This is a genomic window from Streptomyces sp. NPDC014891 (assembly GCF_043081085.1).
Taxonomy (GTDB): Bacteria; Actinomycetota; Actinomycetes; order Streptomycetales; family Streptomycetaceae; genus Streptomyces.
Genome location: NZ_JBIBWF010000011.1, coordinates 1 through 20100 on the forward strand (window position 1 = coordinate 1; position 20100 = coordinate 20100).

Annotated in this window: 19 protein-coding genes, 2 tRNA genes and 1 pseudogene; 4 read left to right on the forward strand and 18 right to left on the reverse strand. The window is 71.1% G+C overall.

The features are described 5' to 3' along the window. From ACF09E_RS28310 to ACF09E_RS28330, 5 genes and pseudogenes are all read right to left on the reverse strand, one after another. Window positions 1-932: pseudogene (locus ACF09E_RS28310) on the reverse strand (class E sortase); the annotation flags it as partial. After that, a complete protein-coding gene (locus ACF09E_RS28315) occupies window positions 929-1567 on the reverse strand; it encodes an aminodeoxychorismate/anthranilate synthase component II (RefSeq protein ID WP_148003372.1) in 639 nt (212 codons plus the stop codon). The pseudogene ACF09E_RS28310 and the gene ACF09E_RS28315, both read right to left, overlap by 4 nt. Continuing rightward, window positions 1564-1725 carry a hypothetical protein gene (locus ACF09E_RS28320; protein ID WP_017240377.1) on the reverse strand — a complete coding sequence of 54 codons (162 nt, stop codon included), beginning with the start codon at window positions 1723-1725 and terminating at the stop codon, window positions 1564-1566. Before ACF09E_RS28320 ends, ACF09E_RS28315 begins: the two co-directional genes overlap by 4 nt. A gap of 64 nt (window positions 1726-1789) precedes the next feature. Beyond that, window positions 1790-2461, reverse strand: coding sequence for a class E sortase (locus ACF09E_RS28325; RefSeq protein WP_388807183.1), 672 nt, complete (start codon window positions 2459-2461; stop codon window positions 1790-1792). 52 nt (window positions 2462-2513) lie between these two features. Further along, window positions 2514-3281, reverse strand: a complete 768-nt coding sequence (locus ACF09E_RS28330) for a DUF881 domain-containing protein (protein ID WP_388807181.1) — start codon at window positions 3279-3281, stop codon at window positions 2514-2516. A 140-nt stretch (window positions 3282-3421) separates the two neighbouring features. On the opposite strand from ACF09E_RS28330, the gene crgA reads away from it, so the two are divergent. Next, window positions 3422-3676, forward strand: coding sequence for a cell division protein CrgA (gene crgA, locus ACF09E_RS28335; RefSeq protein WP_148003368.1), 255 nt, complete (start codon window positions 3422-3424; stop codon window positions 3674-3676). 358 nt (window positions 3677-4034) lie between these two features. Here the strand turns inward: crgA and ACF09E_RS28340 are convergent, their stop codons facing one another. Both ACF09E_RS28340 and ACF09E_RS28345 read right to left on the reverse strand, forming a co-directional pair. After that, complete coding sequence (locus ACF09E_RS28340) at window positions 4035-4919, reverse strand: rhomboid family intramembrane serine protease (protein WP_392208135.1); 885 nt, start codon at window positions 4917-4919, stop codon at window positions 4035-4037. A gap of 22 nt (window positions 4920-4941) precedes the next feature. Then, window positions 4942-5469, reverse strand: coding sequence for a peptidylprolyl isomerase (locus ACF09E_RS28345; RefSeq protein WP_388807178.1), 528 nt, complete (start codon window positions 5467-5469; stop codon window positions 4942-4944). Window positions 5470-5634: 165 nt separating this feature from the next. Between ACF09E_RS28345 and ACF09E_RS28350 the strand changes: the two genes are divergently transcribed. Then, entirely contained in the window at window positions 5635-6345 is a 711-nt protein-coding gene (locus ACF09E_RS28350) for a DUF5324 family protein (RefSeq protein WP_392208137.1), read from the forward strand. A 445-nt stretch (window positions 6346-6790) separates the two neighbouring features. Here ACF09E_RS28350 and ACF09E_RS28355 read toward each other — a convergent pair whose 3' ends face one another. Beyond that, window positions 6791-7174 carry a DUF6344 domain-containing protein gene (locus ACF09E_RS28355; protein ID WP_392208139.1) on the reverse strand — a complete coding sequence of 128 codons (384 nt, stop codon included), beginning with the start codon at window positions 7172-7174 and terminating at the stop codon, window positions 6791-6793. A gap of 348 nt (window positions 7175-7522) precedes the next feature. Continuing rightward, window positions 7523-7595: transfer RNA gene (locus ACF09E_RS28360), tRNA-Ala, on the reverse strand. 128 nt (window positions 7596-7723) lie between these two features. Between ACF09E_RS28360 and ACF09E_RS28365 the strand changes: the two genes are divergently transcribed. Then, window positions 7724-8272, forward strand: a complete 549-nt coding sequence (locus tag ACF09E_RS28365; RefSeq protein ID WP_055601717.1) for a DNA-binding protein — start codon at window positions 7724-7726, stop codon at window positions 8270-8272. A gap of 61 nt (window positions 8273-8333) precedes the next feature. After that, on the forward strand, window positions 8334-9719 hold the full coding sequence (locus ACF09E_RS28370; protein ID WP_392208141.1) for a serine/threonine-protein kinase: 1386 nt from the start codon (window positions 8334-8336) through the stop codon (window positions 9717-9719). Window positions 9720-9742: 23 nt separating this feature from the next. Here ACF09E_RS28370 and ACF09E_RS28375 read toward each other — a convergent pair whose 3' ends face one another. From ACF09E_RS28375 to gnd, 9 genes are all read right to left on the reverse strand, one after another. After that, complete coding sequence (locus tag ACF09E_RS28375; protein WP_392208143.1) at window positions 9743-11068, reverse strand: hypothetical protein; 1326 nt, start codon at window positions 11066-11068, stop codon at window positions 9743-9745. 104 nt (window positions 11069-11172) lie between these two features. Beyond that, on the reverse strand, window positions 11173-11307 hold the full coding sequence (locus ACF09E_RS28380) for a DLW-39 family protein (protein WP_003958712.1): 135 nt from the start codon (window positions 11305-11307) through the stop codon (window positions 11173-11175). 158 nt (window positions 11308-11465) lie between these two features. Further along, a tRNA-Ile gene (locus tag ACF09E_RS28385) sits at window positions 11466-11539 on the reverse strand. A 109-nt stretch (window positions 11540-11648) separates the two neighbouring features. Then, window positions 11649-12215, reverse strand: a complete 567-nt coding sequence (locus tag ACF09E_RS28390) for a DUF3566 domain-containing protein (protein WP_361847472.1) — start codon at window positions 12213-12215, stop codon at window positions 11649-11651. Window positions 12216-12321: 106 nt separating this feature from the next. Continuing rightward, window positions 12322-14949 carry a DNA gyrase subunit A gene (gyrA, locus tag ACF09E_RS28395; protein WP_392208146.1) on the reverse strand — a complete coding sequence of 876 codons (2628 nt, stop codon included), beginning with the start codon at window positions 14947-14949 and terminating at the stop codon, window positions 12322-12324. A 41-nt stretch (window positions 14950-14990) separates the two neighbouring features. Further along, window positions 14991-17021, reverse strand: a complete 2031-nt coding sequence (gene gyrB, locus ACF09E_RS28400) for a DNA topoisomerase (ATP-hydrolyzing) subunit B (protein WP_392208148.1) — start codon at window positions 17019-17021, stop codon at window positions 14991-14993. 369 nt (window positions 17022-17390) lie between these two features. Further along, window positions 17391-17954, reverse strand: a complete 564-nt coding sequence (locus ACF09E_RS28405; protein WP_392208150.1) for a DUF721 domain-containing protein — start codon at window positions 17952-17954, stop codon at window positions 17391-17393. Beyond that, window positions 17951-19072 (reverse strand): DNA replication/repair protein RecF, encoded by a 1122-nt coding sequence (gene recF / locus ACF09E_RS28410; protein ID WP_361847483.1) that lies wholly within the window; start codon window positions 19070-19072, stop codon window positions 17951-17953. Before recF ends, ACF09E_RS28405 begins: the two co-directional genes overlap by 4 nt. A gap of 60 nt (window positions 19073-19132) precedes the next feature. Continuing rightward, on the reverse strand, window positions 19133-20011 hold the full coding sequence (gnd, locus tag ACF09E_RS28415; protein WP_361847486.1) for a phosphogluconate dehydrogenase (NAD(+)-dependent, decarboxylating): 879 nt from the start codon (window positions 20009-20011) through the stop codon (window positions 19133-19135). Window positions 20012-20100: the final 89 nt, after the last annotated feature.

Genomic DNA, 20100 nt, shown 5'->3' on the forward strand with positions numbered 1-20100 from the left:
GGGATGTACATGATGGCGAAGCCCTCGCCCGGCTCGAACACGCCCGGCTTGCTGTCGTCCTTCTCCGCGCCGTCCTTCGCCCAGGTGTCCTCGATGCGCTCCTTGGCCCGGTCCGTCTCCTGACCGGCCAGGACGTTGGTCCACCACAGCTGGTAGGCGACGAACAGCAGCATCACCACGCCGAAAGTGATGAACAGTTCTCCGACGGCTCGGCTGGCGACGACGCCGACGCTGTCCTTGGCGGCGCGGGCGGCGCGGCGGGCCTCGACGCGGGAGAGCGGGGCGGCCGGGCCGGCTCCGGCGGCCGGGGTGGCGGGGGTGGTCGCGGGGCCGCCCCGGCGTCCCTTGCCCCGGGTGCCGCCCTTGGCCGCCCGGCGGCGTTCCGCCCGGCCGGGCCCGGGAAGGGGCTCCACGGCCTCCAGGACGGTCGTGTCGCCCGGGGAGGGACTCCGAGGGGCCCGAGGGGTTTCGGGGGCCTCCGGGGCCTCGTACGGGGCCGCGGCGGCGTCTTCACGGGGAGCCGGGCGGGATGCCTCGTAGGGGGTCGCGCGGGGAGCCTCGTACGCGGGCTCCCGGGGCGCCTCGTAGGCGGGCTCCTGAGGAGCCGGGTAGGAGCCGGGCTGGGGCTGCCGGTACGTCTGCGACGCCTCCGGATACGACTGCGCCTGGTCCGCATAGGGCTGCTGCCGCGCGTTCGACTGCGCCTGGTCCGGATACGTCTGCGCGGGCTGCCGGTACGGCTGCGGGTGGTCCGGGTAGGCCTGCGGGGTTTCCTGGTAGGCCTGTTGGGGCTCCTGGTACGCCTGCTCCTGGTACGGGTACGGCGCCGGGGCCGGCTCCTGGTACGGCGAGGGAGCCGCGTACGGGTCCGCGGGTATCGGCTCGGGCTCCGGATCGTTCGACGGCCGGAACCAGGGGGAGCCCGTCGTCACGCGACGGCCTTGCCCACCACCGGCGCGAGGCCCGCCGACCGTCCGACCGCCCCCTTGTCGCCGCACTGCTCGAGCCAGTTGGCGAGCATCAGGTGCCCGTGCTCGGTGAGGACGGACTCGGGGTGGAACTGGACGCCCTCGACCGGAAGTTCGCGGTGGCGCAGGCCCATGATGATGCCGTCCTCGGTCCGCGCGGTGACCTCCAGCTCGGCCGGCAGGGCGGCGGGCTCGGCGGCCAGCGAGTGGTAGCGGGTCGCGGTGAAGGGCGAGGGCAGCCCGGCGAAGACGCCGCGGCCCTCGTGCGTGACGGGGGAGGTCTTGCCGTGCAGCAGCTCGGGCGCGCGGTCGACGACGCCGCCGTACGCCACCGCCATCGACTGCATGCCGAGGCAGACGCCGAAGACGGGCACGCCGGTGGCGGCGCAGTGCCGGACCATGTCGATGCAGACCCCGGCCTGCTCCGGTGCGCCCGGCCCGGGCGAGAGCAGGACCCCGTCGAACCCGTCCTGGGCGTGGCTCAGCTCGACCTCGTCGTTGCGGAGGACTTCGCACTCCGCGCCGAGCTGGTAGAGGTACTGAACGAGGTTGAAGACGAAGCTGTCGTAGTTGTCGACGACGAGAATGCGCGCGCTCACTGGCCGTCCACCGTCACATCGTTGAACGGAAGCAGCGGCTCCGCCCAGGGGAACACGTACTGGAAGAGGACGTAGACGACCGCGAGGACCAGCACGATCGAGAGCAGCGCACGCACCCACGCGTTGCCCGGCAGATGCCGCCAGATCCAGCCGTACATGACGTCGACCGCCCCTTCTGTTCGTTACGGGGACCAGAGTACGGGGCGAGGGGGCCGTCGGGGGTCAGCTGTCCAAAGCCTGTGGACGGCCGTCGGCGACCGGGAGGGTCGCGTCGAGGTGCGCCCAGACGACGAGCCGGTGGCTGCTGCCCCACTCGGGTTCGCAGGTGGTGAGGGTGAGGTAGCGGCCGGGCCCGTCGAATCCCGACTTCGCGGGGACGGGGTCGATGACGCCGACGTCGGTGGGGACGGTCCGGTGGGGGGCGCGGTCGACGCGGTACGTGAACCAGGTCGTCCCGTCGGTGAGGACGATCGCGTCGCCGGCGCGCAGCCGGGGGAAGTCCTTGAAGGGGTCTCCGTAGGTGCGGCGGTGGCCGGCGACGGCGAAGTTGCCGGTGGCGCCGAGGCGGGCGGTGCCGGCGTAGTGGCCGAGGCCCTTCTTCAGGGTGTCGACGCCGGTGCCCTGGAGGACGGGCCACTTCCAGTCCCTGCCGAGCCGGGGCACGTACATGACGGCGATGCCCCTGCCGGGGGCGTAGGGCGCGGCCTCGGGGGTGGGGGCGGCGGCGGTCGGGACGGGGGTGTCGGTCCACGCGCGCTGGAGGGTGTCGATCTGGCCGGCGCTGGCGCTCGCGGCCTGGACCCCGGTCCAGTACAGGACGTACACGACGAAGAGGACGATCAGGGCGCCGACGGTGACGCACAGCTCGCTGAAGGTCCTCACGACGAGACGCAAGCGGCCCTCCCGCAGTCGGCTCCCGGCGGCGGCCGGCCGGCCGCGCGTGGCGTCAGCCCACCGGCTTCGCCTGGTGGAGGTCCACTGTGCCCGAGTACCCGGGGAGAGTCACCGCCCGGTGGTCGTCGACTTTCCAGCCGAGTCCGTACGCCTTCACGTACAGCTGGTAGTTCTGGATCGCCGGGGAGGCCGCGAGGGCCCTGGTCAGCTTTCCGCGGTCGCCCACGGCGGTGATCTTGTAGGGGGGCGAGTAGACGCGGCCCTGGAGGATCAGGGTGTTGCCGACGCAGCGGACGGCGCTGGTGGAGATGAGCCGCTGATCCATGACCCGGATGCCCTCGGCGCCGCCCTGCCACAGGGCGTTGACGACGGCCTGGAGGTCCTGCTGGTGGATGACCAGGTCGTTCGCCTGGGGCTCGGGGTAGCCGGGGGCGGCATGGGCGTTCGGCGGGGCGTCGTCGAGGGTGACGGTGAGACCGGAGCCGGAGATCTCGGTGGTGCCGGCCGCCTTCTCCAGCGCGTGGAGTTTCGCGTCCTCCGCGCGCGTGGAGCCGTCGTCGCGGGCGGCGAGGGAGTCGACCTGGGAGCGCAGCGCCGAGGTGGACTCGTCGAGTCCCTCGTTCTTGTGACTGCGCTCCTCGATCAGGTCGGAGAGCCGCAGGAGCGAGGCGTCGGTGCGGATGTTCGTACCCTTGGCGGTGTTGAAGCTCGTGACGAAGATCAGTCCGGCGAGGGCGAAAACGGCAAGGGTGAGCACCCGGACGGGGCGCCACCTCGCGGTGCGGCCCGGTCCTTCGGGAGTGCCGGCGGAATTGCTCAACGTACCCTGATCCCCTTCGGTGCCGCGGAACCACTACGCTAACGGACGCCTGGGGGACGCAGTCGTCCTCCTTCGTCACATCCCGGCGCCAGCCACAGTTCCCTGCGCGGTCACGCAGCGCATCGACAGGAGAGTCCCTCGTGCCGAAGTCACGGATCCGCAAGAAGGCCGACTTCACGCCCCCGCCCGCGAAGCAGGCCACCTCGATCAAGCTGACCAGCCGCAGCTGGGTGGCGCCTGTGATGCTCGCGCTGTTCGCCATCGGGCTGGTGTGGATCGTGGTCTTCTACGTCACCGACGGTTCGATGCCGATCGAGTCGCTCCGGAACTGGAACATCGTGGTGGGCTTCGGCTTCATCGCGGCCGGCTTCGGCGTCTCCACGCAGTGGAAGTAGCCCCGTAGCCCAGGGCGCCGGTGGCTCCAGCGGCGCCGGACGGCGGCGAACGACAGGGGTACGGCGGCCGTCTAGCGGGCGTACCGGTTGCTCGTCAAGCTCTCCCCTGAACTTATCCACAGCGTTGTGCACAGCACTGGATAACTTACGAAGATCTGTGGATAACTCGCACGCGGTTGACGCCGGTATGACCGGAATCACCCTCGGCCGGGACGACAAAGCCCCTCGCCTCCCTGAAGAAACACCAGGTCAGAGGCGAGGGGCGCAGTCTTTCCCCACAGAGTGGGGAGAGCCCGCCACACACTGTGGATAACTCTGGGGAAAGCTCACAGAGAAGCTCGTCCACAGCCCTGCACGCTCAGGTGAGCGCCGCGGAGCGGGCCAGCACGATCCCCACGTCGATCAGCAGCACCAGGGCCAGCGCCCCGTACTGCACCAGGTTCCGGCGGGCCCTCGGCGCGTGCACGAGCGCGTACGTGACCACCGCGCCCGCGACCAGACCACCGACGTGGGCCTCCCAGGAGATCCCCGGTCGGGTGAATGTCATCAGCAGGGACAGGGCCACGAAGAGGACCACCGGCCGCATGTCGTGGCGCCGGCGGCGGGCGAGCACCACCCAGGCCCCGATCAGGCCGTAGACGACACCGGACGCGCCCAGCGAGGGCTGGTTCTGCGCGGCGACCAGATAGGCCAGCACGGAGCCGGAGAGCCCCGAGAGCAGGCACAGGGCCGCGTACCGGATCCGCCCCAGTTCGGGCTCGACGATCCCGCCGATCACCCACAGACCCAGCACGTTGAAGAGGATGTGCCAGATCTCCTGGTGGAGGACGGTCGCCGTGAGCAGCCGGTACCACTCGCCGTCCGCGACCCCGACGAGTTCCCCGAGCGCCGGGCTGTAGGCGTAGCCGATGAGCACCAGCTCGTCGACGAACCGGTCGCCGAACGCCAGTACGGCGAGGTACACCGCGAGGTTGATCCCGATGAGGATCTTCGTGACGAGGCGGTCGTCCGACGCGACCCGGCCGCCCGCGAGGGTCCGCGGCTGGTTGGCGTCGGCGGCGTGGCCGGTCCCCGAACCGCTGCGCACGCAGTCGGGGCACTGGAAGCCGACGGAGGCGGAGACCATGCACGAGGGGCAGATCGGCTTCTCGCAGCGCGTGCAGCGGATGCCGGTCTCCACCTCGGGGTGGCGGTAGCAGCGCGGCACACCGGTGTGGTCGCGCGCGGAGGGTTTCGGTTCCACGAGAGGTGCCGTCCCTTCCGTCTCAGCGCTTCTCGATCACCACGGAGTCGATGACCACGTCCTGCAGCGGCCGCTCGGTGTGCGGGTCGGTCGCGGTGGCCGCGATCGCGTCCACGACCTTCCTGCTCTCCTTGTCCGCCACCTCGCCGAAGATGGTGTGCTTGCGGTTCAGCCAGGTCGCGGGGGCGACGGTGACGAAGAACTGCGAGCCGTTGGTGCCCGGGCCGGCGTTGGCCATGGCCAGCAGGTAGGGGCGGTCGAAGAAGAGCTCCGGGTGGAACTCGTCGGCGAACTCGTACCCGGGACCGCCCGTGCCGTTCCCCAGCGGGTCGCCGGCCTGGATCATGAACCCCTTGATGACCCGGTGGAACACCGTGCCGTCGTACAGCGGGTCCGAGGAGACCGTGCCCGTCCCGGGGTGCGTCCACTCGCGCTCACCGCCGGCGAGCTCGACGAAGTTCCGGACGGTCTTCGGGGCGTGGAACGGCATGAGCCGCACCTCGATGTCACCCAGGCTGGTCTTGAGGATCGCGTACAGCTGCTCGGCCACGGTCGCCTTCCGTCCACGTCATGTCACGTCTGTCGCTGCCGTGTCCGATCCTCGCATGCCCCGGATGCCCACCCCACATGCCGGACTTGGCTCCGGGGGGCATGATTCCGAAGAGGATGGAAAGGCGAAAAGCCGACATCGTCGCCACCGAGGAGGAGGAATCCCGTGACCCGCATGGACAGCGTGCGCGCCGCGTCAGATTCGGCGAAGGAGAGCGTCCTGCACGCCGCGGAAGCGGTGGCGCCGTACGCCGGTACGGCCAAGGACCAGGCCGCGCACTACGCCCACGAAGCACGTGTGGTGATCGCGCCGAAGGTCTCCAAGGCCGCTCAGCAGGCTCGGGCGCAGGCTCGGGCGCAGTACGACTCGTACGTCGCACCGCATGTTCCGCCGCGGGTCGACGCGGCCGCACAGCGTGCGGCGGTCAAGACCCGCCGGGCCTGCCGTCAGGCGGCCGACTACACCGTTCCGCGTGTCGAGCACGCGGTCGCCGCGACCGGTCCCGTCCTGGAGGAGGCCGGGTCGCGTTCCACCGCCGCCTGGGCCGCGCTGCGCGGTCAGGTGACGCCGGGGGAGATCGAGAAGATCGTGAAGAGGCACGAGCGCCGGGCTCGGGCCGGACGCCTCGCCAAGGGCCTCCTGGTCCTGGGCGTCGTCGTCGGCGGCGCGTTCGCCGCCTGGAAGTGGTGGGACAAGCAGGCCAATCCCGACTGGCTGGTCGAGCCGCCCGTCGCCACCGAGGTGGAGGAGGGCGCGGTACTGGCTTCCTACGAGGAGGGCGGGGACGTCCTCGACCCCGAGGTGGAGGCCAAGCAGTCCGAGGCGGAGGCCGCTGCGGCGGCCGAGGAGGCCGGCGACCACGACGAGCGCCGCTGACCCACGGGGAGGACGCCGGGCCGTTCCGGCCGACTCCCCCCGTATGTGACCAGGGCCCTGTCATCCACTGCCGGGGTCCTGGTTGCTGCCGGGGTGCTGCGGGGTCCTACGGGGATGCCGTGGGGTCCCGCGGTGATGCTGCGGCGTCCTCCGAGGATGCCGCGGGGTCCGCGGGGTCCGCGGGGTCCTGCTGACGAACGGGTGGTGCTCGGCTGTACGGCGATCCGGCCGGTGAGAGCCGGGGTCGAGCCGGGCTCCGTGGTGGCCGGGGTGATGCTCGGTCGTCCTGCGATCCGGCCGGGAAGGGCCGGGGTCGTGCCGGGCTCCGTCGGGGTGGTGCCGCCGGGGCCCGCGTCGTACGGGGCGAGGCCGTACGGGGACGTGCGGATACGCGTACGGGTACGGGTACGGGTGCGCGGAGTGCGCATCGTCGTCTCCCCGCGCCCTACGCCGACGCGGCGAGCGCCAGCTCCGTCAGCGCGGCCGGCTCGTCGCCCTCGGAGAAGGTGGTCACACCGGCCGCGGAGCGGTTGCGGGTGGCGGGAGAGGAACCGTGGGCCTCGGCGGCGATGCGCTGCTTGATCGTGGGCGGCAGGGAGCGGTCCCCGACCAGCGGCAGGCGATGCGCCCGCTGCGCCGGTACGGACGCCAGTGCGGCCCGCTTCTCCGCGGCGGCGGCACCGGCGGCCGGACCGGCCGGCTCCTCCGGCTGCTGGACGGCGGGCTGCTGGGCGGCTGCGGCGGTGCTCGCCAGGCCGACGGAGGCGAGCAGGGCGAAGAGGACGGAGATGAAGGCGGTCCAGAACTGCTTGACCTTGGCGGTGGCCATGGCCCCTCACTTTCGTGATGTTCTCGAATGGTTCATTTCGGTTTGCGCGCTTTACGTACTTTCCTCATGATGTGGATGCGCGCCCGATTTCCACGGAACGTCGCCGCCGTCGCGCAGTTCTTCCGATGAACACCACCCGTCCGGAGCAGCGGCCCGGTCCGGCCCCCCGTTCGACGCCCGGAGGGACGGCCGGGGACACCCGGCACGGGAGAAGGCGGCCCGAGGCCCGCCGGGACAGGGCGAGCGAGCCGGCCGAGGCCGCCGCAGCCCCCGCCGACGCCACCCGCCCCAGACATGCGAAAACCCCCTGTGACCTGCGTTTCCGCAGTTCACAGGGGGTGCTTTCCGTGGAGCCTAGGGGAGTCGAACCCCTGACATCTGCCATGCAAAGACAGCGCTCTACCAACTGAGCTAAGGCCCCGGAACGAGAACAGCGTACCGGGTCACCCCCCATGCCCGGCAAAAGGATTGGGACTCCCGGTCGGCGACCACGCTCCGTAAGATGCTGATCGAGGTTCGCAGTGGCGAACCTAGGGATGGGGAGAAGAAATGGACGCAGCGCAGCAGGAAGCCACGGCGCGAGCCAGAGAGCTTCAGCGCAGTTGGTACGGAGAGCCGCTGGGGGCGCTCTTCCGTCGGCTGATCGACGATCTGGGACTCAACCAGGCCAGGCTCGCGGCGGTGCTGGGGCTCTCCGCGCCCATGCTGTCCCAGCTGATGAGCGGCCAGCGGGCCAAGATCGGCAACCCGGCCGTCGTCCAGCGCGTCCAGGCACTCCAGGAGCTCGCCGTGCAGGTCGCCGACGGCACCGTCAGCGCCGCCGAGGCCACCGACCGCATGGACGAGGTCAAGAAGTCGCAGGGCGGCTCCGTCCTCACCAGCACCGGCCAGCCGGCCACCGGGTCGGGCGCCCCGACCGTTCGCAGGGTGGTCCGCGAGATCCAGTCGCTGCTGCGCTCCGTAGCCGCGGCCGGCGACATCATCGACGCCGCCGACTCCCTCGCCCCGGCCCACCCCGAACTGGCAGAGTTCCTCCGGGTGTACGGCGCGGGACGCACCGCGGACGCGGTCGCGCACTACGAGTCGCACCAGAACTGACGCGGTCGGCAGCCGGCCGGCATCGCCTCGACAGGGACCAACGGGGAGCGGACGCAGCACGATGGGTGAGGTTTTCGCCGGGCGGTACGAGCTGGTCGACCCGATCGGGCGGGGCGGTGCGGGCGCGGTGTGGCGCGCCTGGGACCACCGGCGCCGCCGCTACGTGGCGGCCAAGGTGCTCCTGCAGAGCGACGCGCACACCCTGCTCCGCTTCGTCCGCGAGCAGGCGCTGCGGATCGACCATCCGCACGTCCTCGCCCCGGCCAGCTGGGCCGCCGACGACGACAAGGTCCTGTTCACCATGGACCTGGTCGCCGGCGGCTCCCTGGCCCATGTGATCGGCGACTACGGCCCGCTGCCGCCGCGGTTCGTCTGCGTCCTGCTCGACCAGCTGCTCTCGGGCCTGGCCACGGTGCACGCGGAGGGGGTCGTGCACCGCGACATCAAGCCCGCGAACATCCTCATGGACGTCACCGGGACCGGACGGCCGCACCTGCGGCTGTCCGACTTCGGCATCTCCATGCGCAAGGGCGAACCCCGCCTCACGGAGACCGACTACGTGGTGGGCACGCCCGGCTACTTCGCGCCCGAGCAACTCCTCGGCGCGGAACCCGACTTCACCGCCGACCTGTTCGCCGTCGGCCTGGTCGCCCTCTATCTGCTCCAGGGCCGCAAGCCGGACTCCCGGGCACTGATCGAGCACTTCGCGGCCCACGGCACCCCCGGCGCCCCCGACGGCGTCCCCGAGCCCCTGTGGCAGGTGCTCGCCGGTCTGCTGCAGCCCGACCCGCAGGCCCGCTTCCGGACGGCCACGGGCGCGCGCAAGGCCCTGGCCGCGGCCGTCGAGATGCTGCCCGAGCCGGGCCCCGACGAGGAGCGGGTCGAGATCTTCGACCAACTCGGTCCGCTGCCGCCCGGCTTCGGCCCGCAGGGCCCGACGGGACCCGCCGGCGGCGAGCCGGGCGGCCCCGCGGCGCGCGCCCAGGGTGCGGGCACGGCCCCCGCACCCGCTGCGGCGCCCGTCGGCGCACCGACGGCCCCCACCACGCCCGTGGTACCGCCCCAGCAGCCCCCACAGCCCCCGTACGGGCCCCCGCACCCGGCCGTTCCCGCCACGGCCCCGCTCGCCGCCCCCGTCACGACGTCCGCGCCGCTGCCCGGGCCGTCCGAGACGGGCAGCTTCCACCTGCCCCCGCCGCTCGCCCCGCCGGCGCCCTCCTTCGACGGGACGCCGACCTGGCCCGCACCGTACGGACAGGCCCCGGCGCATCCGTACGCCGCTCAGCCCGTCCAGACACCCGGGCCGTACGGCAGTCCCACGCCGCCCCCGGCGGCGCCGCCCGCCCCGGTACGCCGGCCGGGACCGCCCCCCAAGGTGGCGATCCCGGTCCTGCTGCTCGCGCTGGTCTGCTTCGCGGTCGGCTTCTGGGCCCTCGCCCAGACCTGACCCGGACCGGCACCGCGCCCCGTCTACGCCGCCGCGCGCCTCCGCGCCAGCAGCGTCCATCCGCCGAGCCCCAGGAGCAGAACCGTTCCGCTGCCGATCCCGGCGACCGCGACGACCCGCAGGGAGCCGTCCGCGTCCACCGCCTGCGCCCCGGATACGCCCTGGTCCGCCGCCTCCCGGTCGTCGGCGGTCACGCTGAACCGCCCGGGGTCGCCGTCGTACCCCGGCCCCGGCTTCGCGGCGCCGCGGAGCGACACCCGCAGGGTCAGCGGCACCGTGCGGTCCCCGTACTCCGCGGCCATGGCCGGGTTGAGCGTGGCCGACAGGTAGTACCAGCCGGCGAACCGCATGCCGTTGGTGGCCTCGTCGGAGGAGCTGCGGTTCTCGTGGGCCACCGGCCGCAGCGCGTCGAGCGCGAGCGTCGCCGGCTTCCCGCTGTAGGAGACGGTCCCCTCGTCGACGTGGCCGAGCGCCGGGTTCTCCAGCGAGAGGACCAGGGCGTGGCCGATGTACTCGTCGCCGCTGGCGCTGCTGCCGAGTTCGGCGGTGGTGAAGAGCTGCTGCCCCCAGTCGACCGGCACCCGGTAGAACAGCGTCTGGCCGGGCCGGATGTCGGAGCGCCACTCGCCCTGCGTCAGCGAGATCGCGTCGTGGATCCCGGACCCGCCCTGGCGCTGGCGCGGGTCGCCCGGCGGCGGTCCGGGGGTGCCGGACGCCCAGACCTCGGGGAGTTCGGTCGGCCCGGCCTTCTTCAGGAGGGGCTCGGAGGCGTAGCGGATCTCCAGCTCCCAGTCCTCCGTGCTCGCCTTCGACTCGCGCTCGACGAGCACGTAGTAGGCGCCCGCGCCCTGGCAGGTGGAGCTGTCCGCGTCGATGATGCGGCGGGCGTAGGCGGCGAGCGGCCGGGCGAACTCGCCGGAGGAGAAGTTCGCCTGCTGGTAGCCGCACTCGAAGCCGGAGCCGTCCTGGATGCTGACCTTGAAGCCGTCGCCGTACTCGGCCTCGCCGCCGGCCCTGGGCACCGCGACGACGGAGACGTACGCGTTCTGCCGGTCGAGGTCGACCCGGTAGTAGACCTTGCCGTCCTTCTTGAGCGTGTCGCGGTAGGTCTGCCCGGTCCGCAGCTGGACGGCGTCCGAGCTCGACGCGGCGCCCTGGACGCGCTGGGCCGAGCCGTCGAAGGCGTACGGCGGGATCGCACCCCCGGCGGCCGCCGCACGCGCGGGAAGCGCCGCCGACCGCCCCGGAAGGGCCGCCGCCGGCCCGGGGAGGGCCACGACCGCCCCCACCGCAGCGACCGCCGTGATCAGGGCCCCCGCCCTCCGGCCGAGGCCCGCCTGCGTCTTCACGCGCTGCTCCTCTTCACTCAAGCACGTCGGCATTTTGCTCAGGCAAAGCAAAGCCCCGGCCCGCTCTCGCGCGGCCGGGGCTTCACCCACAGAGGGTTCGGGTCTCAGACACCGGAACCTGCGGGCACGGAGTCGGTCGCCTCCGTCCACAGGTCCTGCTCGGCGCGATCCGCCTGGATCTGGCGGTACACGAGGAGCCCGCCGATGGCGGCCAGTGCGACCAGGAGAAGCTTCTTCACCGCGCGACCTCGTCTTTCGTTGACGTAGGAGACTTCTGACGCCCACTCTACACATCGACCGATACCGATCGGTGACCTGTACGAGGTTCAAACCTCTCAGGGCCCCCGGACAAAGAAAACGACCCGGACGGAGGAACCGTCCGGGTCGATCTTCACTGTGGGGCTAACAGGATTTGAACCTGTGGCCTCATCCTTATCAGGGATGCGCTCTAACCAACTGAGCTATAGCCCCGCCGCGCTCTGCGGTGTGTGTCCCGCGCGCTGACTCCTGAACATTAGCGCACAGGAGGGCCAGTCCCAAAATCGGTAACCGACCGGCCCCCTCGCAGGTCACTCGCCCGTCACTCGTCCTCGGCGAGCGTGAGCTCCACGCCGCCGACGAAGCCGGCCGACAGGTTGTAGATGAACGCGCCCAGCGTCGCCAGCGCGGTCATCAGGACCACGTCGATCACGGCGATCACCGAGGTGAACATCAGCACCCGCGGCAGCGACAGGAACGACTGGAGGTCGAAGCCGTTGGACTCGTTCGAGCCGGTGGCCTCACTGATCGTGCCGCCGACGGTCGAGAAGACGCCCATGGCGTCCATGACCATCCACAGCACCGCCGCCGCGACGACCGTGCAGATGCCCAGCGCGATGGAGAGCAGGAAGCTCACCTTCATCACCGACCACGGGTCGGCCTTGGCCACCCGCAGCCGCGCCTTGCGCGTACGGGGCGTCGTGCGGGCCCCCGTGCGCGGCCGGCGCACCGCGCCCGTCTGACCGCCCGCCGTGCCGCCCGGCGCCGGAGCGCCGTACGCCTGCGGCGGGTGGTAGGGGCCCGCCGGCTGCTGCGCGCCCGCGCGCTCGCCGGGCAGCGGCCCGTTGTAGGTCTCGTACGAGGGCTGCTGCCCCCGAGTGTCCGTCACCGCAACCCCCTGGGAGTCCGTGGCGGAGCCACGGGCGCCGTTCGCTCCAGCACCAGCAGAAGCTCCGGCGGCCGCCGATCCGGCGCCCGTGGCTCCACTCACGCTCTTACTCCTCGTGCTCCCCGGCCGAGGGCTCCGTGCCCTCGACTGCCTCGGTCTCGACCACGACGGTCCCGACCGCTGCCTCGGCCGCCTCCACGGCGCCCTCGGCGTCGACTGCCTCGTCGATGTCGTCGTCCTCGCTGCCGGCCTCGGCGTTCCGTGCGATGCCGACGACGGCATCCCGCTTGCCCAGGTTGATCAGCTGGACGCCCATGGTGTCACGGCCGGTCTCCCTGACTTCGTTGACTCGCGTACGAATCACACCGCCGGACAGCGTGATGGCGAGGATCTCGTCGGTCTCCTCGACCACCAGCGCGCCCACGAGCGAGCCGCGGTCCTCCACGATCTTGGCGGCCTTGATGCCGAGGCCGCCACGACCCTGGACGCGGTACTCGTCGACGGGGGTGCGCTTCGCGTACCCGCCGTCGGTCGCGGTGAAGACGAACGTACCGGGCCGGACGACATTCATCGAGAGCAGTTCGTCGTCTGCGCGGAAACTCATCCCCTTGACGCCCGATGTGGCACGTCCCATCGGACGCAGCGCGTCGTCCGTGGCGGTGAAGCGGATCGACTGCGCCTTCTTGCTGATGAGGAGCAGATCGTCCTCGGCGGACACCAGCTCGGCCCCGATCAGCTCGTCGTCGCGGCCGTCCTCGGTCTCCCTGAGGTTGATCGCGATGACACCGCCGGATCGCGGCGAGTCGTAGTCCTTCAGCGCGGTCTTCTTGACCAGGCCCGCCTTGGTGGCGAGCACCAGGTACGGGGCGGCCTCGTAGTCGCGGATCGCCAGGATCTGGGCGATCTGCTCGTCCGGCTGGAAGGCCAGCAGGTTGGCCACGTGCTGGCCGCGGGCGTCCCGGCCGGCGTCGGGCAGCTCGTAGGCCTTGGCGCGGTAGACCCGGCCCTTGTTCGTGAAGAACAGCAGCCAGTGGTGGGTGGTGGAGACGAAGAAGTGGTCGACGATGTCGTCCTGCTTCAGCTTCGTGCCCCGCACGCCCTTGCCGCCGCGCTTCTGCGAGCGGTAGTCCTCGGTCTTGGTCCGCTTGACGTAGCCACCGCGCGAGATGGTGACGACGATGTCCTCCTCGGCGATCAGGTCCTCGATGGACATGTCACCGTCGAAGGGCACCAGCTTGGACCGGCGGTCGTCGCCGAACTTGTCGACGAGCGCGGCCAGTTCCTCGCTGACGATCGCACGCTGGCGCGCGGGCGAGGCCAGGATGGCGTTGTACTCGTCGATCTTGGCCTGGAGGTCGTCGTGCTCGGCGACGATCTTCTGGCGCTCCAGGGCGGCGAGCCGGCGGAGCTGCATCTCCAGGATCGCGTTGGCCTGGATCTCGTCGATCTCCAGCAGCCCCATCAGGCCCGTGCGGGCCACCTCGACGGTCTCGCTGCGGCGGATGAGCGCGATGACCTCGTCGATGGCGTCCAGGGCCTTGAGGAGGCCGCGCAGGATGTGGGCGCGCTCCTCGGCCTTGCGCAGCCGGAACTTCGTCCGGCGGACGATGACCTCGATCTGGTGCGTCACCCAGTGGCGGATGAACGCGTCCAGCGAGAGGGTGCGCGGCACGCCGTCGACGAGCGCCAGCATGTTCGCGCCGAAGTTCGTCTGCAGGTCGGTGTGCTTGTACAGGTTGTTGAGGACGACCTTGGCGACGGCGTCGCGCTTGAGCACGATGACGAGGCGCTGGCCGGTGCGGGACGAGGTCTCGTCGCGGACGTCGGCGATGCCGCCGATCTTGCCGTCCTTGACCAGGTCGGCGATCTTCTGCGCGAGGTTGTCCGGGTTCACCTGGTACGGGAGCTCCGTGACCACCAGGCACTGGCGGTTGTGGATCTCCTCGACCTCGACGACCGCGCGCATCGTGATGGAGCCGCGACCGGTGCGGTACGCCTCCTCGATGCCCTTGCGGCCGACGACGAGCGCGCCGGTGGGGAAGTCCGGGCCCTTGATCCGCTCGATCAGCGCGTCGAGGAGCTCCTCGTGGCCGGCGTCGGGGTGCTCCAGCGCCCACTGGGCGCCCGCCGCGACCTCGCGGAGGTTGTGCGGCGGGATGTTGGTCGCCATGCCGACCGCGATGCCGGCGCTGCCGTTGATCAGCAGGTTCGGGAAGCGGGACGGCAGGACCGTCGGCTCCTGGTTGCGGCCGTCGTAGTTGTCCTGGAAGTCGACGGTCTCCTCGTCGATGTCCCGGAGCATCTCCATCGACAGCGTCATCAGCTTGCACTCGGTGTACCGCATGGCGGCGGCCGGGTCGTTGCCCGGGGAACCGAAGTTGCCGTTGGAGTCGACGAGCGGCATGCGCATCGACCAGGGCTGGGCGAGGCGGACGAGCGCGTCGTAGATCGAGGAGTCGCCGTGCGGGTGGTAGGTGCCCATGACGTCGCCGACGACGCGGGCGCACTTGTAGAAGCCCTTCTCGGGCCGGTAGCCGCCGTCGTACATCGCGTACAGGACGCGCCGGTGGACGGGCTTGAGGCCGTCCCGTACGTCGGGCAGCGCGCGGGACACGATGACGGACATCGCGTAGTCGAGGTACGAGCGCTGCATCTCGGTCTCGAGCCCGACGGGCTCGATCCGCAGCACGGGCTCTTCTTCGGTGGTCCCGGTCGGGGTGGTTTCGTCGGCCATTGCTGGTCGTCAGTCCTTTCGTACGGTCAGCTGAGACCGACTCAGATGTCGAGGAAGCGAACGTCCTTGGCGTTGCGCTGGATGAACGAGCGGCGTGCCTCGACGTCCTCGCCCATCAGCACCGAGAACAGGTCGTCGGCCTGCGCGGCGTCGTCCAGGGTGACCTGGCCGAGCACGCGGTGCTCGACGTCCATGGTGGTGACGCGCAGCTCCTCGGCGTTCATCTCGCCGAGACCCTTGAAGCGCTGGATCGAGTCTTCCTTGATGCGCTTGCCGCTCTGCTTGCCCAGCTCGACGAGCGCGTCCCGCTCCCGGTCCGAGTAGGCGTACTCGAAGTCGTCCCGGCCCCACTTGATCTTGTAGAGCGGGGGGCGGGAGAGGTAGACGTGGCCCGCTTCGACCAGCGGCCGCATGAAGCGGAAGAGGAAGGTCAGCAGCAGGGTGTTGATGTGCTGGCCGTCGACGTCGGCGTCCGCCATCAGGATGATCTTGTGATAGCGGAGCTTCTCGATGTCGAAGTCCTCGTGCACACCGGTGCCGAAGGCCGAGATGAGCGCCTGGACCTCGGTGTTCTGCAGGATCTTGTCGATCCGGGCCTTCTCGACGTTCAGGATCTTGCCGCGGATCGGCAGGATGGCCTGGTACATCGGGTTGCGGCCGGACTTGGCCGAGCCGCCGGCGGAGTCGCCCTCGACGATGAAGATCTCGCACTTGGCCGGGTCGTTCGACTGGCAGTCGGACAGCTTGCCCGGCAGCGACGCCGACTCCAGGAGGCCCTTGCGGCGGGTCAGGTCGCGCGCCTTGCGCGCGGCCACGCGCGCGGTGGCGGCCTGGATCGACTTGCGGATGATGTCCGCGGCCTCGATCGGGTTGCGGTCGAGCCAGTCGTTGAGGTGCTCGTAGACCGCCCGCTGCACGAAGGTCTTGACCTCGGTGTTGCCCAGCTTGGTCTTGGTCTGGCCCTCGAACTGCGGCTCGCTCAGCTTGACCGAGATGATCGCGGTCAGACCCTCGCGGATGTCGTCGCCCGTGAGGTTGTCGTCCTTCTCGCGGAGCAGCTTCTTGTCGCGCGCGTACTTGTTGATCAGCGAGGTCAGCGCCGCACGGAAGCCCTCCTCGTGCGTGCCGCCCTCGTGGGTGTGGATGATGTTGGCGAAGGAGTACACGCCCTCGCTGTAGCCGCTGTTCCACTGCATCGCGACCTCGAGGGACAGGGACTTCTCCTTGTCCTCCGCCTCCAGGTCGATGACGGTGGGGTGCACCAGCTCGCCCTTGCGCGAGTTGAGGTACTTCACGAAGTCGACGATGCCGCCCTCGTAGTGGTACTTCACCGTGCGCGCGGCCGGCTCCGCGGCCGCCTCGGCGTCGGGGTCGTCGGCGCCGACCGTGGCCTTGGCGGACTCGCGCTCGTCGGTGAGCGTGATCGTCAGGCCCTTGTTGAGGAAGGCCATCTCCTGGAAGCGGCGCGAGAGCGTCTCGAAGGAGTACTCGGTCGTCTCGAAGATGTCCGGGTCGGCCCAGAACGTGACCGAGGTGCCGGTCTCGTCGGTCGCCTCGTGCTGGGCGAGGGGCGCGGTCGGGGCGCCCATCTTGTAGTCCTGCGTCCAGCGGTGGCCGTCCGTCCTGATCTCGACGGAGACCTTGGTGGACAGCGCGTTCACGACCGACACGCCGACGCCGTGCAGACCGCCGGAGACGGCGTAGCCGCCGCCGCCGAACTTGCCGCCCGCGTGGAGCACGGTGAGGACGACCTCGACGGCCGGCTTGCCCTCGGAGGCCACGATGCCGACCGGGATGCCTCGGCCGTTGTCGACGACGCGCACGGCGCCGTCGGCCAGGATCGTCACGTCGATGGTGTCGGCGTGACCGGCAAGGGCCTCGTCGACCGAGTTGTCGACGACCTCCTGCACCATGTGGTGCAGACCGCGCTCGCCGGTCGAGCCGATGTACATGCCAGGGCGCTTGCGCACCGCATCCAGGCCTTCGAGGACCTGGATGTTGCTGGCGGTGTACTGGTTGTTCTCGTTGGGGTCGCCGGAATCGGCCACGAAGCGCCCTTTCTGGCACAGCACAGGCCGTTCTCCGGGCATACGGGAGCGGCTGCGTCGTTCGACTTGTTCCGCAGGGTGGCGGGATTGTCTCCCAGTCTACCGGTAGCGCCGACAGTCATGGGGGTTTGCCGGTGCCTGAGTCCGCATGTGCCGCCCTGAGCGGGAGCCAAACGACTCCCCATATCCGGACAGGGGCTCCAGAGCCCCCTGACGGCCACCCAGCGCTTCGGACCGATGCCTCGCTGTGGGCACTCGCCGCGCGGGGTGGAAGAGGGGTGGGCACGACGCGGCCGCGCGGCGTCCGTGCTCCGGACCCGCGCCGCGGGAACCGCCCCCGGTGACGGCTACCCGTGGGTATCCCCGGGGAGCGGGAACCGCCCCCGGTGACGGCTACCCGTAGGTATCCCCGGGGCCCACGGAGCCCGGCGCCCGCAGCGGGCCGTAGCCCCGGCGGGGCCCGCCCGGCCCGAGCACCTTGATCATCCGCACGGTGCCGTGCCCGAGGTCCTCGTTGAGCCGCGCGACCAGCGTCGGCGCCAGCAGCCGCAGCTGGGTGGCCCAGGCCGTGGAGTCGCACTGCACGGTCAGCACACGGGCGTCCGGCTCGTCGTCGAACCGCACCGGTACGCAGTGCTTGGCCAGGTCCTCGCCGACGATCTGGGGCCAGCGGCCCATGACCCCGCCGACGGCCGCCGGCGTCTCCCAGCCCCGCTCGGTGATCAGCCGGTTGATCGCGGCGCCGAGCGCCATCGGGTCGCGTCCGTCGGCGCGCGCGCCGGAGCGCAGTCCGCCGCCGCGGCGCGCCTGCTTCTTCTGCTGGGCGGCCGCGCCCCTGGCCTTGGCCTGCTCCTTGGCGGCGCGGAGCGCGACCCGGGCGAGATCGACCCCCGAGGACTCGGGGACGGCCGGCGCCGACGGAGTATCCACAGGCTGGGGAAGCTTTTCCTCGCTCATACGCGCTCCGCCGTCCCTCCGGCCACCCGGTACCGGGTCCCCGCGAGGACTCCGGGCACGTCGTCGTCCACGGCCGCCGTCACCAGGACCTGCTCGCCGCCCGCGACGAGCTCCGCGAGCCGCTCGCGCCGCCGCGCGTCCAGTTCGGCGAAGACGTCGTCGAGGACGAGGACCGGCTCGTTGCCCTCGGACCGCAGGAGGTCGTACGAGGCCAGCCGCAGCGCCAGCGCGTACGACCAGGACTCGCCGTGGCTGGCGTACCCCTTCGCGGGCAGCTCGCCGAGCTTGAGGAGCAGTTCGTCGCGGTGGGGTCCGACGAGGGTGACGCCCCGCTCGATCTCCTGCTTGCGGACCTCGGCCAGCGCGTCGATCAGCTGTCCGTACAGCTCCTCGCGGGTGTGCCCGGTGCCGGGCGCGGAGGGCCGGTACTCCAGCAGAACCGGTCCGCCGCCGGGCGCGAGCTGCTCGTACGCCTTGTCCGCGAGCGGCTGGAGTACGGCGATCAGGTCGAGCCGCTGGGCGAGCAGCTCGGCCCCGGCCCGCGCGAGGTGCTGGTCCCAGACGTCGAGGGTGGACAGGTCCATGCCGCGGCCGCCGTGCCGCCGGGCCATCGCGGCGGACTTCAGGAGCGTGTTGCGCTGTTTGAGGACACGGTCGTAGTCGGAGCGCACGCCCGCCATGCGCGGCGCGCGCGCCGTGATCAGCTCGTCGAGGAAGCGCCGGCGTTCGCCCGGGTCGCCCTTCACCAGGGCGAGGTCCTCGGGCGCGAACAGCACGGTCCGCACGATGCCCAGCACGTCTCGCGGTCTGACCTGCGAGGACCTGTTGATCCTGGCGCGGTTGGCACGGCCGGGGTTGAGTTCCAGCTCGACCAGCTGGGAGCGCTCGCCCTGGGTGACGGCGGCGCGGATCACCGCGCGCTCCGCGCCCATCCGGACGAGCGGGGCGTCGGAGGCGACGCGGTGGCTGGCGAGGGTCGCGAGGTAGCCGACGGCCTCGACCAGGTTGGTCTTGCCCTGGCCGTTCGCGCCCACGAAAGCGGTGACGCCCGGGTCGAGCGGGACCTCGACCCGGGCGTAGGAGCGGAAGTCGGCCAGCGACAGATGCGTGACGTGCATGGTTGGGCGCCGACCTTCTTCCCCCGGCGGCTGTGCACCGCGGGGTGCACAGCCTGTGGATTACTTCTTCGTCTCGACCGCGTGGCCGCCGAACTGGTTGCGCAGCGCGGCGATCATCTTCATCTGCGGGGAGTCGTCCTGACGGGAGGCGAACCGCGCGAACAGCGAGGCGGTGATCGCCGGCAGCGGGACGGCGTTGTCGATGGCGGCCTCGACCGTCCACCGGCCCTCGCCGGAGTCCGACGCGTAGCCGCGCAGCTTGTCCAGGTGCTCGTCCTCGTCGAGGGCGTTGACCGCGAGGTCCAGCAGCCAGGAACGGATGACCGTGCCCTCCTGCCAGGAACGGAAGACCTCGCGCACGTCGGTGACGGAGTCGACCTTCTCCAGGAGCTCCCAGCCCTCGGCGTAGGCCTGCATCATCGCGTACTCGATGCCGTTGTGGACCATCTTCGCGAAGTGGCCGGCGCCGACCTTGCCCGCGTGGACCGAGCCGAACTCGCCCTCGGGCTTGAGCGCGTCGAAGATCGGCTGGACCTTGGCGACGTCCTCGGCGGAGCCGCCGTACATCAGCGCGTAGCCGTTCTCCAGGCCCCAGACGCCGCCGGAGACACCGCAGTCGACGAAGCCGATGCCCTTGGCCTTCAGCTCCTCGGCGTGCTTCTCGTCGTCGGTCCAGCGGGAGTTCCCGCCGTCCACGACGATGTCGCCGGGGGAGAGCAGCTCGGCCAGCTCGTCGATGGTGGACTGGGTCGCGGCACCGGCCGGGACCATGACCCACACGACGCGGGGCCCCTTGAGCTTGGTGACAAGCTCTTCGAGGCTCTGGACGTCGGCGAGGTCCGGATTGCGGTCGTATCCGATGACGGTGTGGCCTGCGCGGCGGATGCGCTCGCGCATGTTGCCGCCCATCTTGCCGAGACCGACGAGACCGAGCTCCATCAGAGATTCCTTTAGCGTCGTGTGCGGTGTACCCGGGTCCGAGCCTACGCCCGGACACCGGTGCACACCTGTGGGGTCAGCCGCTCAGG

What these genes read in the sequence shown, in the direction of transcription:
- ACF09E_RS28370 (WP_392208141.1), top strand. Translation starts at nt 8,334, where the DNA reads ATGGGTGAGGTTTTCGCCGGGCGGTACGAGCTGGTCGACCCGATCGGG.
- ACF09E_RS28365 (WP_055601717.1), top strand. Translation starts at nt 7,724, where the DNA reads ATGGACGCAGCGCAGCAGGAAGCCACGGCGCGAGCCAGAGAGCTTCAG.
- recF (WP_361847483.1), bottom strand. Translation starts at nt 19,072, where the DNA reads ATGCACGTCACGCATCTGTCGCTGGCCGACTTCCGCTCCTACGCCCGG.
- ACF09E_RS28320 (WP_017240377.1), bottom strand. Translation starts at nt 1,725, where the DNA reads ATGTACGGCTGGATCTGGCGGCATCTGCCGGGCAACGCGTGGGTGCGT.
- gnd (WP_361847486.1), bottom strand. Translation starts at nt 20,011, where the DNA reads ATGGAGCTCGGTCTCGTCGGTCTCGGCAAGATGGGCGGCAACATGCGC.
- gyrA (WP_392208146.1), bottom strand. Translation starts at nt 14,949, where the DNA reads ATGGCCGACGAAACCACCCCGACCGGGACCACCGAAGAAGAGCCCGTG.
- ACF09E_RS28355 (WP_392208139.1), bottom strand. Translation starts at nt 7,174, where the DNA reads ATGGCCACCGCCAAGGTCAAGCAGTTCTGGACCGCCTTCATCTCCGTC.
- ACF09E_RS28405 (WP_392208150.1), bottom strand. Translation starts at nt 17,954, where the DNA reads ATGAGCGAGGAAAAGCTTCCCCAGCCTGTGGATACTCCGTCGGCGCCG.